Annotated in this window: 14 protein-coding genes; 11 read left to right on the forward strand and 3 right to left on the reverse strand. The window is 65.1% G+C overall.

Annotation, left to right across the window (positions count from 1 at the left end; translation table 11 throughout):
• Positions 1–4: 4 nt before the first annotated feature.
• Genes BN69_RS15015 through coxB form a run of 3 tightly spaced genes read right to left on the reverse strand, consistent with a single transcriptional unit; the run spans position 5 to position 3,389 of the window.
• Positions 5–601 (reverse strand): cytochrome c oxidase subunit 3, encoded by a 597-nt coding sequence (locus tag BN69_RS15015; protein WP_014892489.1) that lies wholly within the window; start codon positions 599–601, stop codon positions 5–7.
• Positions 601–2,511, reverse strand: coding sequence for a cytochrome c oxidase subunit I (gene ctaD, locus BN69_RS15020; protein ID WP_014892490.1), 1,911 nt, complete (start codon positions 2,509–2,511; stop codon positions 601–603). Before ctaD ends, BN69_RS15015 begins: the two co-directional genes overlap by 1 nt.
• Positions 2,508–3,389, reverse strand: coding sequence for a cytochrome c oxidase subunit II (coxB, locus tag BN69_RS15025; protein ID WP_244434970.1), 882 nt, complete (start codon positions 3,387–3,389; stop codon positions 2,508–2,510). Before coxB ends, ctaD begins: the two co-directional genes overlap by 4 nt.
• A gap of 461 nt (positions 3,390–3,850) precedes the next feature.
• Here coxB and BN69_RS15030 point away from each other — a divergent pair, with 461 nt between their 5' ends.
• The 11 genes from BN69_RS15030 to BN69_RS15080 all read left to right on the forward strand — a co-directional run bounded on the left by BN69_RS15030 (position 3,851) and on the right by BN69_RS15080 (position 14,757).
• Positions 3,851–4,750, forward strand: coding sequence for a manganese catalase family protein (locus BN69_RS15030; protein WP_014892492.1), 900 nt, complete (start codon positions 3,851–3,853; stop codon positions 4,748–4,750).
• A complete protein-coding gene (locus tag BN69_RS15035) occupies positions 4,747–5,199 on the forward strand; it encodes a hypothetical protein (protein WP_014892493.1) in 453 nt (150 codons plus the stop codon). Before BN69_RS15030 ends, BN69_RS15035 begins: the two co-directional genes overlap by 4 nt.
• 310 nt (positions 5,200–5,509) lie before the next feature.
• On the forward strand, positions 5,510–5,776 hold the full coding sequence (locus BN69_RS15040) for a hypothetical protein (RefSeq protein WP_014892494.1): 267 nt from the start codon (positions 5,510–5,512) through the stop codon (positions 5,774–5,776).
• Positions 5,777–5,789: 13 nt separating this feature from the next.
• Positions 5,790–6,890, forward strand: a complete 1,101-nt coding sequence (locus BN69_RS15045) for an NAD-dependent epimerase/dehydratase family protein (protein WP_014892495.1) — start codon at positions 5,790–5,792, stop codon at positions 6,888–6,890.
• Positions 6,887–7,978: an NAD-dependent epimerase/dehydratase family protein gene (locus tag BN69_RS15050; RefSeq protein ID WP_014892496.1), complete on the forward strand. Its 1,092-nt coding sequence runs from the start codon at positions 6,887–6,889 to the stop codon at positions 7,976–7,978. The genes BN69_RS15045 and BN69_RS15050 overlap by 4 nt, the downstream gene beginning before the upstream one ends.
• Before the next feature lie 2 nt (positions 7,979–7,980).
• A complete protein-coding gene (locus tag BN69_RS15055) occupies positions 7,981–9,276 on the forward strand; it encodes a TIGR04295 family B12-binding domain-containing radical SAM protein (protein ID WP_014892497.1) in 1,296 nt (431 codons plus the stop codon).
• A complete protein-coding gene (locus BN69_RS15060; RefSeq protein WP_041926997.1) occupies positions 9,258–10,385 on the forward strand; it encodes a glycosyltransferase family 4 protein in 1,128 nt (375 codons plus the stop codon). The genes BN69_RS15055 and BN69_RS15060 overlap by 19 nt, the downstream gene beginning before the upstream one ends.
• The gene (locus tag BN69_RS15065; protein ID WP_014892499.1) at positions 10,382–11,491 is read left to right on the forward strand and encodes a CgeB family protein; all 1,110 of its coding nucleotides are present in this window, start codon (positions 10,382–10,384) and stop codon (positions 11,489–11,491) included. Before BN69_RS15060 ends, BN69_RS15065 begins: the two co-directional genes overlap by 4 nt.
• On the forward strand, positions 11,488–12,582 hold the full coding sequence (locus tag BN69_RS15070; protein ID WP_014892500.1) for a CgeB family protein: 1,095 nt from the start codon (positions 11,488–11,490) through the stop codon (positions 12,580–12,582). Before BN69_RS15065 ends, BN69_RS15070 begins: the two co-directional genes overlap by 4 nt.
• A complete protein-coding gene (locus BN69_RS15075) occupies positions 12,579–13,667 on the forward strand; it encodes a CgeB family protein (protein WP_014892501.1) in 1,089 nt (362 codons plus the stop codon). The genes BN69_RS15070 and BN69_RS15075 overlap by 4 nt, the downstream gene beginning before the upstream one ends.
• 25 nt (positions 13,668–13,692) lie before the next feature.
• Positions 13,693–14,757, forward strand: a complete 1,065-nt coding sequence (locus tag BN69_RS15080) for a UDP-glucuronic acid decarboxylase family protein (protein ID WP_014892502.1) — start codon at positions 13,693–13,695, stop codon at positions 14,755–14,757.
• Positions 14,758–14,766 lie beyond the last annotated feature (9 nt).

Below are 14,766 nucleotides of genomic sequence, written 5' to 3' on the forward strand. Positions count from 1 at the left end.
GCGCTCATTCCTTCTGAAACCAATAGATCACGAAATAGAGCGGGACCCAGGCTCCGACGACGAAATTCCAATAGAAAGCATTGTCGCTGACGTCGCTGAAGCGTTTGCCGCGGCCGTGTTTGGTGAACATGAGCGCGGAGAGAACGAGCGTATCGCCGACGTCGGTGATGAGATGCGTCGCATGCAGGCCGAGCAAGAACCACAACATCGAGCCGTAGGCGTTGACGTACCACTTTGTCGGCAAGTTGTAGAATTCATAAAAGCGAATCGCGATGGCGACGAGCCCGATCGCCGACATCAGCAATAGGCCTGCGCGCACGGCTTTGAGGTTTTCCGCTCTCGCCAGCCGTTCAATGCTCAGATTCGGCCAAAGACTGACGAGGAGGAGCGCGAACATCAATGAGCCTGGCCAATGGCCGGGGAGCGGGCTGGGAGGCCATCGCACGGCGAGCGCCGCGAGATAGAAATAAGCGCCGATCGCCATGGCGAAGGCCGAGCCTTCGATCGCTATGAAGGCGAGCGTCCCCCACCACGTCACAGCCTTTGCGCCAAATCCATAGGTCGGCAGCGGGCGCAGGTTGAGGGCGGGCCGCGTCTTCATCACTTGTCCTCCGCAATGTGCTTCGGCCAGAACCAGCCAATCAATGGCGCGGCGACGAGCGCGCCGCCCCAGACGACCGCCCAAGGCGTGAAGATCGAGCCCACGAATGTAATCGTGACGGCGATGGCGGCGATGAGGGGCCAGATGGAGGAGTCGGGCGAGCGTTCGCGCAGTTGCGGCGTCGCTTCCGACAGCGAGGTGACGACCAGCTCGCGATAGCCGACCGCGAGTCCTGTAACGACTGGCAAGGGATCGTCGCGCCACAGCGGCGTTCGACGATCAACGATCGGAATGCGATCGAAATTTTGCGGCGGCGGCGGCGAATCCGTCGCCCATTCCAACGTCGAAGCGTTCCAGGGGTTGGCTGGAGCGGGCGCGCCGTTGCGCCAGCTCATCGCGACGTTCCACAAAAAGATCAGAAAGCTCGCAAAAAATGCCAGCGCGCCAAGGCTTGAGAGCTGATTCAGCCCGTCCCATCCCAGCTCGGGCTGGTAGGTGTAGACGCGTCTCGGCATGCCCATGAGCCCGAGAATATGCATCGGGAAGAACGCGACGTTGAATCCGATGAACGCCGTCCAGAAGTGCCAGCGCGCCAAGCGCTCGCTCAGCATGACGCCGAGAAGCTTCGGAGCCCAATAATAGACGGCGCCGAGCAAGGGAAAGACCGCGCCGCCGATGAGCACATAGTGGAAATGCGCGACGACGAAATAGGTGTCGTGAACTTGCGTGTCGATCGGAACCGAAGCGACCATGACGCCGGTCATGCCGCCGATGACGAAAATGAAGAAGAAGCCGAGCACGAACAAAAGCGGCGCCGACAGGCGCGGCCGGCCGAGCCAGAGCGTTGCGATCCAGCAGAAGATTTGCACGCCGTTCGGCACCGCGATCAGCATGCTCGAGGCCGTGAAGAAGCTCGCGCCGAGCTGCGGCAGGCCCGTCGTGAACATGTGATGGACCCATAGTCCGAACGACAAAAAGCCGACGGCGATCAATGACAGCACCAGCGCCAGATAGCCGAACATCGGCCGGCCCGAGAACGTCTCGACGATCGCCGAGACCATGCCGGTCGCGGGCAGAAAGATGATGTAAACCTCGGGGTGGCCGAAGATCCAAAAAAGATGCTGCCAGAGCACCGCGTCGCCGCCGCCGGTCGGATCGAAAAAATGCGTCCCGATGAGACGATCCATGATCAGCATGGTCGAGGCCGTCACCACGGCGGGCATCGAGAACACCACAAGAAAGGACATGACCAGCATCGACCAGACGAACAAGGGTATGCGGTCGAGCGTCATGCCGGGCGCGCGCTGCTTGAAGACGGTGACGATGATCTCCACCGCGACGGCGAGCGCGGCGACCTCCGTGAAGGTGATCGTCTGCGCCCAGACGTCGCTGCGCTTGCCGGGCGTAAATTGCGGGCCGGAGAGCGGGACATAAGCGAACCAGCCGACGTCCGGGCCGACATTCATGACGAAGGCGATCCAAAGGAAGGCGCCGCCGGCGAGATAGATCCAGTAGCTGAAGGCGTTGAGACGCGGGAAGGCGATGTTGCGCGTGCCGACCATCAGCGGAACGAGGTAGACCGCGAAAGCCTCCATCACCGGCACGGCGAAGAGAAACATCATTGTCGTGCCGTGCATGGTGAAAATCTGATTATAAACGTCCGGCCCGATGACGCCGGCTTCCGCGCGCGAGAGCTGCAAGCGGATCAACACGGCGAGAAGTCCGCCAAGGCATAAGAACGCGAAGGCGGTGATGATGTAGCGCCGCCCGACGATTTTATGATCGACGCTCGATAAGGCCCCCAGGAGACCCCGCGGCGTGGACCACACGCGCGCGAGACGCGACGTCAGGGCCGCTCCGTCGACGTCGTCATCGCGCAGGTCGCGTTCTTCAAACTCGGCGAGGCTCACTCCAAACTCTCCAAATAAGCGACGAGGGCGTTGAGCTCTTGCGGCGATAGAGGAAGGAGCGGCATGTGCGACCCCGGCTTGAGGTGCTGCGGGTCGGCGATCCAGCCCGCGGTGGCGCCGCGCGTTCTCGGCAAGACGGCGGCGGCGAGCGTCCTGCGGCTGGCGAAATGGGTCAGATCGGGTCCAACCAGGCCATTGGCCTTGGTCCCGCGGATGGCGTGACAGGCGAAGCAGGCGCGCGTGTTAAAAACGTCCTGTCCGAATCTTTGCTCGTCAGTCTGGGGCGCGGAGGCAGAGTTTGCCTGGTCTATGCGCCAATCCTCGAAGCGCTCGGGAGTTTCGACCACGACGTCGAGGCCCATATGCGCGTGTTGCATTCCGCAAAACTCGGCGCATTGCGCGCGATAGACGCCTGCCTGGGGCGCGCGAATCCTAAGCTCGTTTACGCGTCCGGGGATCAGGTCTTTTTTCCCCGCAAGGCTTGGCGCCCAGAAACTATGGATAACGTCGGCGGACTCCAGATTCAAAGCCACGTCCCGACCGGCTGGAAGACGAAGCTCATTCGCCGTGACGAAGGATGGATTTGAACCATCATCGGCGTAGCGCAGCTCCCACCACCATTGATGTCCGATGATGCGGACGAGAAGAGGCGCATCGCGGCGCTGCATCTCGCGCTGTTCGGCGAAGCTTACAAATGTCAGACCGACGACGATGAGGCCTGTGAGTCCCGCGCAAACCGAAACGACGACGCTCGCGACGCGCTCGTTGGATTTCCTGTCGTCGTCTCGACGCCGCAACACGGCGATCGCCAAGGCGATCATGACGACCAGCCAGACGGCGCCGAGAAGGACCACAAACACCCAAATCAGCGAGAGCAAATGTTGCGCGTCAAGGGCGTGCGGCGAGAGCGCCGACTGTCGATCGCTACAGGCCGCGAGTGCGCCGGAGAGAGCAGCAAGAAAAACTTTGCGCGGCGCTCGCATCGTGTCTTTACCGACTTTGCAGCGCGGAGTGGCGAACGCGTCACTCCGACATTTTCGCCCTTGTCCCTGCTACGGGTAAGCTCATGGCGACTGGTAAATTCCGCTTGCCTCTGTCGCGTAACGCGCAGGCAACGCCTGTGTTCCATTCCGCAGCAACGACTGCACGGGAAGACTGCGCAAGCTCAAGTGTGGAACGCTCTGTTTCAGCGTCATGCGCGCAACGCGCTCTCGGTAAAAAAAGCATGCCCCTAAATGAATCAGGAACGAAGTCTCTTCCCGCAAGTTCATTGATACCGACGGGGCCGATGCGGCTGCGCCGTTTCCCACGAGCTTGAACCGTGAGCCTAGGAGCAATCATGTTCACGCATAACAAGAAACTCCAATATACGGTTCGGGTGTCCGAGCCTAATCCGGTGCTCGCCAGCCTGATGCTCGAACAATTCGGCGGTCCGCAGGGAGAACTCGCGGCGGCGATGCGATATTTCACGCAGGCGATCGCCGAAGACGATCCGGGCCGACGCGACATGCTTTTCGACATCGCCACCGAGGAGCTCAGCCATCTCGAGATCATCGGCAGCATCGTGTCTATGCTGAACAAGGGCGCCAAGGGCCAGCTTGCGGAGGCGACGCAGTCCGAGGCGGATCTGTATCGCTCCGTCACGCAGGGCGCCGACAGCCACACGCAGGCGATCTTGTACGGCGGCGGCGCGGGCCTGACCAATTCTTCGGGTGTTCCCTGGACCGCGGCTTATATCGACACGATCGGCGAGCCGACGGCGGACCTGCGATCCAACATCGCCGCCGAAGCGCGCGCCAAGATCGTGTATGAGCGGCTCATCAACGTCACCGACGACGCTGGGATAAAGGAGGCGCTCGGCTTCCTCATGACGCGTGAGATCGCCCATCAGATCTCCTTCGAGAAGGCGCTCTACGCCATTCAACCCAACTTCCCGCCCGGCAAGATGCCCGGCATGCCACAGTTCTCGCATCTCTATGTGAACACGTCGCAGGGGGCGACCGATCTCAAGGGTCCCTGGAACACAGGCGAGAATTGGCAGCGCATGGACGATGTGCTCGGAGGCATTCCGCTTGACGGCGGCGACGGCGCGGCGAGCGTGCATTTGGGATCGTCGCAAAGCGAGGACCTCGCCAATTACGCCGCGCGAACAAAATCCAACCCCGGGTCGAATCCTGTGACGGGCGCGGATCTGGGCAGCAGCGGCGGCGCCGAAGCGCGGCACTCGCCCGCCGAATGACCAAGCTTTGGACGCCGGCGGCGGCCGGCGTCCAACACGTCGACAGCACATGGCTGAGGCAGGCAATGACCGCTCTGGTGACGAAGGAAACGCGCTCTTCGAAGCTGGCCAATTTTCTCGGCTGGTTCTCGATCGCAATAGGACTCGCCGAACTCTTCGCGCCCCGCCGCGTCGGCCGAATGGTTGGCGTCGAAGGCGATGGGAGCCTCCTGCAGGCCTATGGCCTGCGCGAATTTCTTGCCGGCGTCGGCATACTTGCCGCACGCCAGAAAGCGCCGTGGCTTTGGGCGCGCGTTGCGGGCGATGTGCTGGATATGGCGACCCTCGCGCCAGGCCTCTACAGCATTCGTAGGAATCGCCAGCTGGCGAGCGGGCTCGCGGTGGCCGCCGTCGCCGCCATCGGGCTGCTTGATCTATACAGCGCAGCTCAGGCGCAGAGTCAGCGTTAAGCGACGACAGCGTCAAACGGGCCGCACGAGAGACATGCCGGCGCGAGCCGCGCTCGCGGCATGTAGGCGTGCGTCTTGATCTTTCCGCTTTCAGCAAGCAGAGGCCGCGACGCGATCGGCGGCCCCATAAGCTCAGACAAAGATAATACGCTTATCTGCTGTCGTTAAACTTGTCCTTTAGCTTTTCGCGTAAGCACAAGGTTAAGAAATACTGTCATTTTCCGATACGTTTGTGGGAACCTTCTCTGTAGCCACTGGTTCAGCTGCAATAGCAGCAGCTGGTTCAGGCGCAATTTGAGGAGACCCGTTCATGGCCGAAGGAAAAACCACCGTCGACCACGACGCTATTCGGAAATGGGTGGAGTCGCGAGGCGGCTCTCCCTCGCGCGTAAAGGGAACGGGAGGGAAGTCCGACGCCGGCCTGCTTCGCGTTGATTTCGGCCCCGCGGAGGAGGGACTGGAAAAGATTTCCTGGACGGAATTCTTTGAGACGTTCGAGCGCAACAAGCTTGCCTTCCTCTATCAGGACGAAGACGACAGTCGCTTCAATAAGCTCATCCGCCGCGACGGCAAGTGACGGGATAGAGCCTATGGCGAAAGTCCTCATCACCGGCGGAGCCGGCTTCATCGGCAGCCATGTCGCCCGCGCGTTGGTCGCCCGCGGCGACGACGTGCGGCTCTTCGACGGCCTCATTGATCAGGTGCACGGACGCGCGAGCGCCAGCCTGCCCGACGACGCCGAACTGATGGTGGGCGACATTCGCGACGCTCGGCGCGTCGCCGAAGCGCTCGAGGGCGTCGACGCGGTGATTCATCTCGCCGCCGAGGTGGGCGTCGGCCAAAGCATGTATGCGATCGAGCGCTACGTCGGCGTGAACGATCTCGGCACGGCGGTGTTGTTGCAAGCGCTCATTGAGCGGCCGGTGCGGCGCGTGGTGGTGGCCTCCTCCATGAGCATTTATGGAGAGGGGCTTTACCAGGACGCCGAAGGCCGAGCGGTCGAGGACGTCGAACGCTCGGCTGTGACGCCCGGAACTTGGGATCTGCTCGACGGCGCCGGAAAACCGCTGCGCCCGATGCCGACGCCGGAGTGGAAACGGCCGGCGCTGGCCTCGGTGTATGCGCTCACCAAATATGTGCAGGAGCGTCTGACTCTCAACGTATGCGGCGCCTACGGCATGGAGAGCGTCGCGCTGCGTCTGTTCAATGTTTACGGCCCCGGGCAGGCGCTCTCCAATCCCTATACGGGCGTGCTCGCCATCTTCGCCGCGCGGCTGCTCAATGGCCGGCCGCCGCTCGTGTTCGAGGACGGGCGCCAGCGGCGCGATTTCGTCCATGTTTCCGACGTCGCGCGCGCTTTCCTCCTGGCGCTCGATGCGCCCGCCGCCGATGGGGAAGTCTACAACATTGGCAGCGGCGAGGATCGGTCGGTGCTGGAGGTCGCGCAGTCGCTGGCGCAGGCGATGAACCGGCCGCAGATCGCGCCGGAAGTCACCGGCAAATTCCGCACGGGCGACATCCGTCATTGCTTCGCCGACATCTCCAAGGCGCGGGCCGAACTCTCCTTCGCGCCCGCTGTCGACTTCACGGCGGGACTCGCCGAACTGGCGGAGTGGCTGGCGCAGCAGCACGCCGTCGATCGTGCGGAAGAGGCGCGGCGGGAGCTGGAAGCGCGGGGGCTGGTCGCATGACGTTAGCGGCGCCCGCTCCGATTGGCCTTTCACCCGTTTTGATCACCGGAGGCGCGGGTTTCATTGGCGCCAACCTCGCCGATCGGCTCGCGCAGGACGGCGAACATGTGCTCCTGCTCGACAGCCTTGCCCGCCACGGCGTCGAACGCAATGTCGACTGGCTGAAGGCGCGACATCCCTCCAAGATTTCCATGGTGGCCGCGGATGTGCGCGACCTCGGAGCCTGCGCCGACGCCGCGAGCAGCGCGAGCGCGGTCTTCCACTTCGCCGCGCAAGTCGCCGTGACCACGAGCCTCGTCGAACCGCGCGAAGACTTCTCGGTCAACGCGGCGGGCACGCTTGGACTGCTCGAAGCCCTGCGCGCACGAGCGACTCGCACGCCGCTGATCTTCGCGAGCACCAACAAAGTGTACGGCGATCTCGCAAACATTCCCCTCGACCTCAAGGACGGTGCGTATCGTCCGGCCGACGAATTGTTGGCCAGGCGCGGCATCGCCGAAAGTCAGCCGCTCGATTTCCACACGCCCTATGGCTGCTCGAAGGGAGCCGCCGAGCAATATGTGCTCGATTACGCCCGGTCGTTCGGACTGCCGACGGCCGTGATGCGCATGAGCTGCATTTATGGCCCGCGTCAGATGGGCACCGAGGATCAGGGGTGGGTCGCGCATTTCCTGCTCAAGATCGCCGCCGGGGAGCCGATCACGATCTTCGGCGACGGCCATCAGGTGCGCGACATTCTGTTCGTGGACGACGCCGTCCAGACATATGTCGAGGCGCGGCGCCGGATCGGGCGCATCGCCGGACGCGCCTTCAACCTTGGCGGCGGCGCCGCCAACGCCGTCACTGTCCGAGATGTGATCGCGCGCGCCGAGGCTCTCCTGAACCGCCAGGCGGCGATTGACTTCCAGCCCTGGCGCGCGGGCGACCAGCGCTACTACGTCTCTGACACGCGGCAGGTTCGCGCTGCGCTCGGTCTCCCGGCGCCGCTCGGCTGGCGCGAAGGAATGGCGCGGCTCGCCGACTGGATCAGGTCGAACGAAAATGCGGAGCTTTCCGCGCCCACCGCCTTCGAACAGGTGGGGACGTGAGCATGCGCGTCGCTCTCGTCAATCCGCCCTGGAGTTTCGAACATTCGATCTATTTTGGCTGCCGCGCCCCGCATCTGCCTCTGGAGCTTGGCGCCTCCAAGGCGTTGCTGGAGCAGGCCGGGCATGACGTCGCGATGTACGACGGGCATCTCCTCGGGATGACCGATCGCCAGCTCGCAGACGACGTGAAGGCGTTCGGCGCCGACGTCATCGTGGTGACCACTGCGCCGTCCTATCTCTTCTGGCGCTGCGCGCCGCCGGAGCTGCGCGCGCCGCGCGCATTCCTGCTGGCTCTCGATGATTGCGGAGCGCGCACCGTCGCGGTCGGACCGCATGGCTCGGTCACCCCCGCCGCGGCGCTCGCCAAGCTCGGCGTCGACATCGTCGTGCGAGGCGAATGCGAGGAGGCGCTGACGGAGATCGCCGCCGGCGGGGAGCTTGCCGAAATCTCCGGCCTCGCGTTCAAGCAGGGCGACGCGATCCGGATCACCGGAGGTCCGCGCGCGACGTCGTTCACCGATCTGCCTGCGCTCGCTTGGCCCGACGCCTGGATCGACGCGCATCGCCATCACCATCATCGCTTCGACGCCGAGCCCGACGGCCCCGGCGCGGAGGTGGAGTCATCGCGCGGCTGTCCCTATCACTGCAGCTTCTGCGCCAAAATCGACTTCCGCGACGCCTACCGCCGGCGCGACCTCGCGCCGCTGCTCGCGGAGATCGATCGGCTGATTGGGCAGGGCGTCGCCTATTTCTATTTTATCGACGAGATTTTTCTGCCGCAGAAGGCCCTGCTGGAAGCGCTGGTGGAGCGGCGAACCCGCTTTGGCGTCCAGACCCGCATCGATCTGTGGAAACCCGAGATGCTGGATCTTCTCGGGGCGGCCGGCTGCGTTTCGATCGAGGCCGGTGTCGAGAGCCTGACGCCGGAAGGACGGGCGGCGCTGGACAAGAACTGCCGCATGTCCACCGACGAACTCGCCGAGCGCCTCATTTATGCGCGGCGCCGCGTTCCCTTCGTGCAGGCCAATCTCATCGAGACGCCGGCGGATGATGAATCCCTTGTCTCGCGTTGGCGGGAAAAGTTGCGGGGATCGGGCGTCTGGGCGAATGATCCCGTGCCGCTCTATCCCTATCCGTCTTCGCCAGATTACCGCCGCCTGTGGGGCGAGCCGGACGGAGACGCGTGGGAGCGCGCGCACGAATATTACCTGCGCCAGTTCGACCGTTTCAGCGACATCCAGGAAGAACATCCTCTCCCGCTGCGCGCATTGGAGGCGGCATGCGCGCATTGCCGTTGAACCTCTTCATGACGGCGGATGCGGTGGGCGGAGTCTTCACCTACGCGCTCGATCTCGCACGCGCCTTATCGTCGCTGCAGGTGCGCACCACGCTCGCGGTTCTCGGCCCCGCTATGTCCCAACGCCAGCGCGACGCCGCGGCGGCGACGCCGGGACTTTCCGTCATCTGGCTCGATCTTCCGCTCGATTGGCTTGCGCCGTCGGCGCACAGCATTGCGTCCGCGGCGGAGGGGCTCGCGGATCTCGCGCGCAGCGCAGGCGCCGACATCGTCCAGTTGCATGCGCCGTCCCTCGCGGTCGCCGACTATCCATCTCCCGTCGTTAGCGTCGCGCATTCCTGCCTCGCGAGCTGGTGGGCGGACGTCAAGGGCGGCCCGCTTCCGGCCGACTTCGTTTGGCGCACGCGCCTGTGGCGCGACGGCGTCGCCCGAACCGACGCTCTCGTCTGCCCGAGCCACGCCTACGCGCGCGCGGTCCGGCGTCTCTATGGCGCGCGGCCGCTCGTGATCCACAACGGACGCGAAGCGCCGCCCGCGCGACCCGATGCCGGCGCAACGGACGCTTCGCCTTTCGCCTTCACCGCCGGTCGGCTCTGGGATGAGGGCAAGAACGTCGCGACGCTCGATGCGGCGGCGCCCGACATGGCGTCGCCGCTTCTTCTCGCCGGTCCCGCCGAAGGGCCGCATGGCGAACGTTTTGCGCCTCGCCACGCAATGGCGCTTGGTCCCCTCGACGCGGACGCCATTCGCGATCGCCTCGCCCGCCGACCGGTCTTTGTCTCGGCGGCGCTCTATGAGCCCTTCGGCCTGTCGGCGCTGGAGGCGGCGCAAGCCGGATGCCCGCTCGTTCTCGCCGACATACCAACCTTCCGCGAGCTGTGGGAGGGCGCGGCGCTGTTCGTTCCGCCGCGCGACGCCAAGGGATTCGCCCAAGCCGTCAATCGGCTCGGCGCGCGTGCGGAGCTTCGTCAGCGGCTTGGCGCCGCGGCTGCGGAGCGCGCGCGCGTCTACAATCTCGACGCCATGGCCAGCGCCATGGCCAGTCTCTATCGCGCGCTCGTCATCCGCGTCGGACGGCAACGCGCGCGCCTGGGCGGAGCGGCCGCATGAAGATCGTCTATTTCAGTCATTCGCTGCTGTCCTGCTGGAATCACGGCAATGCGCATTTTCTGCGCGGCGTGCTGCGAGAGCTCGTCCACGCCGGCCACAAGGTGCTCCCGCTCGAGCCGGCGTCGTCCTGGAGCCTCGCGAACCTTCTCGCCGATCACGGCGACGTCGCGCTTCGTCCCTTCCGCGCCGCCTATCCCGAGCTGAAGCCGGCGCGTTGGTCGTTCATGGAGGAAATCGAGGCTGCCGTCAGCGACGCCGATCTCGTCGTCGTGCACGAATGGAATGACCCAGAACTCGTCGCCAGGCTCGGACGCATGCGCGCCGATGGCGGGCGCTTCCTCCTCCTGTTCCACGACACGCATCACCGGGCGGTCAGCGATCCCGACGCCATCCGCGCCTTCGATCTTTCGGGGTATGACGGCGTCCTTGCCTTTGGGGAGGCGCTGGCGGCCGTCTATCGCCGGTGGGGGTGGGGCGATCGTGTCTTCGTCTGGCATGAGGCGGCGGACGTGCGGCGCTTCCATCCGCCGCTGCAGGAGGCCGCTCGCCAGGGGCTGGTCTGGATCGGCAATTGGGGGGATGGCGAGCGCAGCCGCGAAATCGAGGAATTCCTGCTGAAGCCGGCGGCCGACGCAGGCCTGCCGTTGGACATCTATGGCGTGCGCTATCCTCAGGCCGCCCTCGAGCGGCTGCGCGGCTATGGCGCCAGCTACCGTGGCTGGCTCGCCAATGCGCAAGCGCCCGAAGTTTTCGCCAAGCACATCGCCACCGTCCATGTGCCGCGAAGATTTTATGCGACGGCGCTGCCCGGCATCCCCACGATCCGCGTCTTCGAGGCGCTCGCCTGCGGCGTCCCGCTGGTCAGCGCGCCCTGGGAGGACAGCGAAGGTCTCTTCGCGCCGGGCGAAGATTATCTCGTCGCGCGCGACGCGGCTGAATGCGCCGCGCATCTTGCGCGGCTGCGAGACGATGAAGACCTGCGGCGCGGCCTTGCGGCGCGAGGCCTCGAAACCGTCAGAGCGCGCCACACGTGCGAACGCCGCGCGACCGAGCTGATGGCGATCGTCGCGCGCCTCTCCCCCAAGCTCGAGGAGAGCGCGGCATGAAGATCGCCTTCTACGGATCGAGCCTGCTGTCCTCCTATTGGAACGGCGCCGCCACCTATTATCGCGGCCTCATCAAGAATCTCGCGGCGCTTGGGCACGCCGTCACCTTTTACGAACCAGACGCCTTCGATCGGCAACAGCATCGCGACTTGGATCCGCCGGACTGGGCCAATGTCGTGGTCTATCCGGCCACCACTGAGGGCGTGCGGCGCGTGATCGCCGAGGCCGCCGCGGCCGACGTGACGATCAAAGCGAGCGGCGTCGGCGTCTTCGACGACGCGCTCCTTGAAGGCGTCGTGTCGGCCTCGCGTCCCGGCGCTTTGCGGCTGTTCTGGGACGTGGACGCGCCCGCGACGCTCGCCGAACTTCGGCGCTCGCCCGCCCATCCGCTGCGGCGAATGCTGCCAGCCCTCGATATGGTGCTCACCTATGGGGGCGGCGCGCCCGTGGTCGAGAGCTATGAAAGCCTTGGGGCGGCGCGCTGCGAGCCGGTCTACAACGCGCTCGATCCGGACACCCATCGCCCTGTTCCTGCGGACGCCCGGTTCACATGCGATCTGGCGTTTCTCGGCAATCGCCTGCCGGACCGCGAGGAGCGCGTCACCCGCTTTTTCCTCATGCCGGCCGCGCGGCTGAAGGACCGGCTCTTTCTTCTCGGCGGCAACGGGTGGGATGACCGCGCGGTCCCCGCCAATGTGCGCAAGATCGGCCATGTCTATACGCGTGACCACAATGCTCTGAACTCGAGCGCGTTGGCCGTGCTCAACATCGCGCGGGACAGCATGGCCGAGATGGGCTTCTCGCCGGCGACTCGCGTGTTCGAGGCGGCCGGGGCCGACGCCTGCCTCATCACCGACGCCTGGGAAGGCGTCGACCTGTTCCTGAAGCCTGACGAGGAAATTCTGGTGGCGCGAGATGGCCTCGACGTCGCCAACCAGCTTGCCGAGCTGACTCCGGCGCGCGCGCGCGCCATTGGCGCGGCGGCGGGGCGGCGGATCCGCGCCGAGCATACCTATGCGCGCCGCGCCGCGCAGGTCGACGCCATCTTGCGGGACGCGATCGCCGAGAGGCGGGAAAGGGCTCTGGCATGAAGAGCTTCGATCTCGTGGTTCTCGGACTCAGCCTGTCCTCGTCCTGGGGAAACGGACACGCCACCACCTACCGCGCGCTTCTGAAAGCCTATGCGGCGAAGGGCCGGCGCATCCTGTTTCTTGAGCGGGATCAGCCTTGGTACGCTGCGAACCGCGATCTTCATGCGCCGGATTTCTGTGAACTCGCCCTCTACCGGAGCCTCGACGAACTCGCCGGCTTCCGCGATGTGATCGCGGCGTCGCGCGCGGTGATGGTGGGCTCCTACGTGCCCGATGGGGTTGACGTCTCGAAGTTCATACAGGCGGAGGCGCGCGGCGTCGTCGCCTTCTATGACATTGACACGCCGGTGACGCTCGCCCGGCTCGAAAATAATGATTGCCCCTATCTGTCGCCTGAGCTGATCCCCGGCTTCGATCTCTATCTGTCCTTCACCGGCGGACCGACGCTTGGCCGTATCGAACGCGATTACGGAGCGCAGGCGGCGCGCGCGCTCTATTGCGCCGTGGATCCGGCGGCCTATCGGCCGCTCGAGGTCGCGCCTCGCTTCGACCTCGGCTATCTCGGCACCTATGCGGAGGACCGGCAACCGATGCTGGAGGAATTGCTCATCGAGCCGGCGCGGCGCGCGCCGGACATGATTTTCGCCGTGGCCGGTCCGCTCTATCCAGCTGACATCGAGTGGCCGGAAAACGTCTTGCGGATCGACCACATTCCGCCGGATGAGCATGCGGCCTTCTACGGGGAGTGCCGGTTCACCCTGAACGTCACGCGTCAGGACATGGTGCGCGCCGGCTTTAGCCCGAGCGTTCGCCTGTTCGAAGCCGCCGCCTGTGGAACGCCCATCATCTCCGACGCTTGGGAGGGCCTTGAGACCCTGTTCGCGCCGGGCGACGAGATCCTCATCGGGCGCTGCGCCGACGACGTGCTGCATTCGCTTCGCACCCGTGAGACTCCCGAACGAATCGCAATGGCGCACCGCGCTCGTTCGCGCGTCCTTGGCGCCCACACGGCGGCTCACCGGGCGAGCGAACTCGCCCAATACATCGCGGCCGCGGCGCGACAGTACGCCGCCGCTCCCGCATGACCGGCGACCAGTGGAAGGAGTTGCCATGGCCTACGCAAACGAAAACATCGCGCTAGTCGCCGGGGGCGCGGGTTTCATCGGATCGCATCTGACCGATGCGCTGCTTGCGCGCGGATGGCGTGTCCTCGGGCTCGATAATTTCATCACCGGCCGCTATGAAAATTTGCGGCACCTCGAACGCGAACCGCGCTTCGACCTTATCGAGGCCGACGTCACCGATCCGCCGCCGGCGAGGCTGACCCGATCCGGCTGCCGACTGTCCTATATCTTCAATCTCGCTTGCGCCGCCTCGCCCCCGCACTACCAGGCCAATCCGGAACACACGCTGATGACCAGCGTCGTCGGGACGCATCATCTTCTCGCCCTCGCCCAGGCGCACGCGGCGAGGTTCCTGCTCGCCTCCACCAGCGAGGTCTATGGCGACCCGCAGGTGCATCCCCAGCAGGAGAGCTATTGGGGCCACGTCAATCCCACGGGTCCGCGCGCCTGCTACGACGAAGGCAAGCGCGCCGCCGAGACGCTGACCTTCGATTATTTCAGGGCGAAGCGCGGCGACGCGCGCGTGGCGCGCATCTTCAACACTTATGGTCCGCGCATGCGCGCCGACGATGGGCGCGTGGTCTCCAACGCCATCACCCAAGCCTTGTCGGGAGACGACATCACCATCTATGGCAGCGGGGAACAGACCCGCTCCTTCTGCTATGTCGACGATCTGGTGGAAGGCCTCATCCGGTTGATGTTGCACGAGGGCGATTATCGCGGGGCGATCAATCTGGGGAATCCGGCGGAGCTGAAAGTCAAGGAATTGGCCGAGCAAGTGGTGCGTCTCACCGGCACGCATTCGGCCATTTCCTATCGCCCGCTGCCGGTCGATGATCCCCGGCGACGCCGACCGGATATCTCGATCGCGCGCAAGGTGCTCGGATGGACGCCGCAAGTGCCGCTGCCGGTCGGGCTGAAGCGCACGATCGCCCATTTCGCGGAAGTCGCCGCGCGGGAAGCCGCGCAGCTGCCGCTCACCAAACGGCGCACGCGCAGGGAGAAGTCCGGCGCGCCCGCTGGCGAACTCCGGGGACCGGCGGCTGGGTGAGCCGTCATC

Source organism: Methylocystis sp. SC2 (genome assembly GCF_000304315.1).
GTDB lineage: Bacteria > Pseudomonadota > Alphaproteobacteria > Rhizobiales > Beijerinckiaceae > Methylocystis.

What these genes read in the sequence shown, in the direction of transcription:
- BN69_RS15060 (WP_041926997.1), top strand. Translation starts at nt 9,258, where the DNA reads ATGCGCGCATTGCCGTTGAACCTCTTCATGACGGCGGATGCGGTGGGC.
- BN69_RS15015 (WP_014892489.1), bottom strand. Translation starts at nt 601, where the DNA reads ATGAAGACGCGGCCCGCCCTCAACCTGCGCCCGCTGCCGACCTATGGA.
- BN69_RS15065 (WP_014892499.1), top strand. Translation starts at nt 10,382, where the DNA reads ATGAAGATCGTCTATTTCAGTCATTCGCTGCTGTCCTGCTGGAATCAC.
- BN69_RS15035 (WP_014892493.1), top strand. Translation starts at nt 4,747, where the DNA reads ATGACCAAGCTTTGGACGCCGGCGGCGGCCGGCGTCCAACACGTCGAC.
- BN69_RS15070 (WP_014892500.1), top strand. Translation starts at nt 11,488, where the DNA reads ATGAAGATCGCCTTCTACGGATCGAGCCTGCTGTCCTCCTATTGGAAC.
- BN69_RS15075 (WP_014892501.1), top strand. Translation starts at nt 12,579, where the DNA reads ATGAAGAGCTTCGATCTCGTGGTTCTCGGACTCAGCCTGTCCTCGTCC.
- BN69_RS15055 (WP_014892497.1), top strand. Translation starts at nt 7,981, where the DNA reads ATGCGCGTCGCTCTCGTCAATCCGCCCTGGAGTTTCGAACATTCGATC.
- BN69_RS15045 (WP_014892495.1), top strand. Translation starts at nt 5,790, where the DNA reads ATGGCGAAAGTCCTCATCACCGGCGGAGCCGGCTTCATCGGCAGCCAT.
- BN69_RS15040 (WP_014892494.1), top strand. Translation starts at nt 5,510, where the DNA reads ATGGCCGAAGGAAAAACCACCGTCGACCACGACGCTATTCGGAAATGG.
- BN69_RS15080 (WP_014892502.1), top strand. Translation starts at nt 13,693, where the DNA reads ATGGCCTACGCAAACGAAAACATCGCGCTAGTCGCCGGGGGCGCGGGT.
- BN69_RS15030 (WP_014892492.1), top strand. Translation starts at nt 3,851, where the DNA reads ATGTTCACGCATAACAAGAAACTCCAATATACGGTTCGGGTGTCCGAG.
- BN69_RS15050 (WP_014892496.1), top strand. Translation starts at nt 6,887, where the DNA reads ATGACGTTAGCGGCGCCCGCTCCGATTGGCCTTTCACCCGTTTTGATC.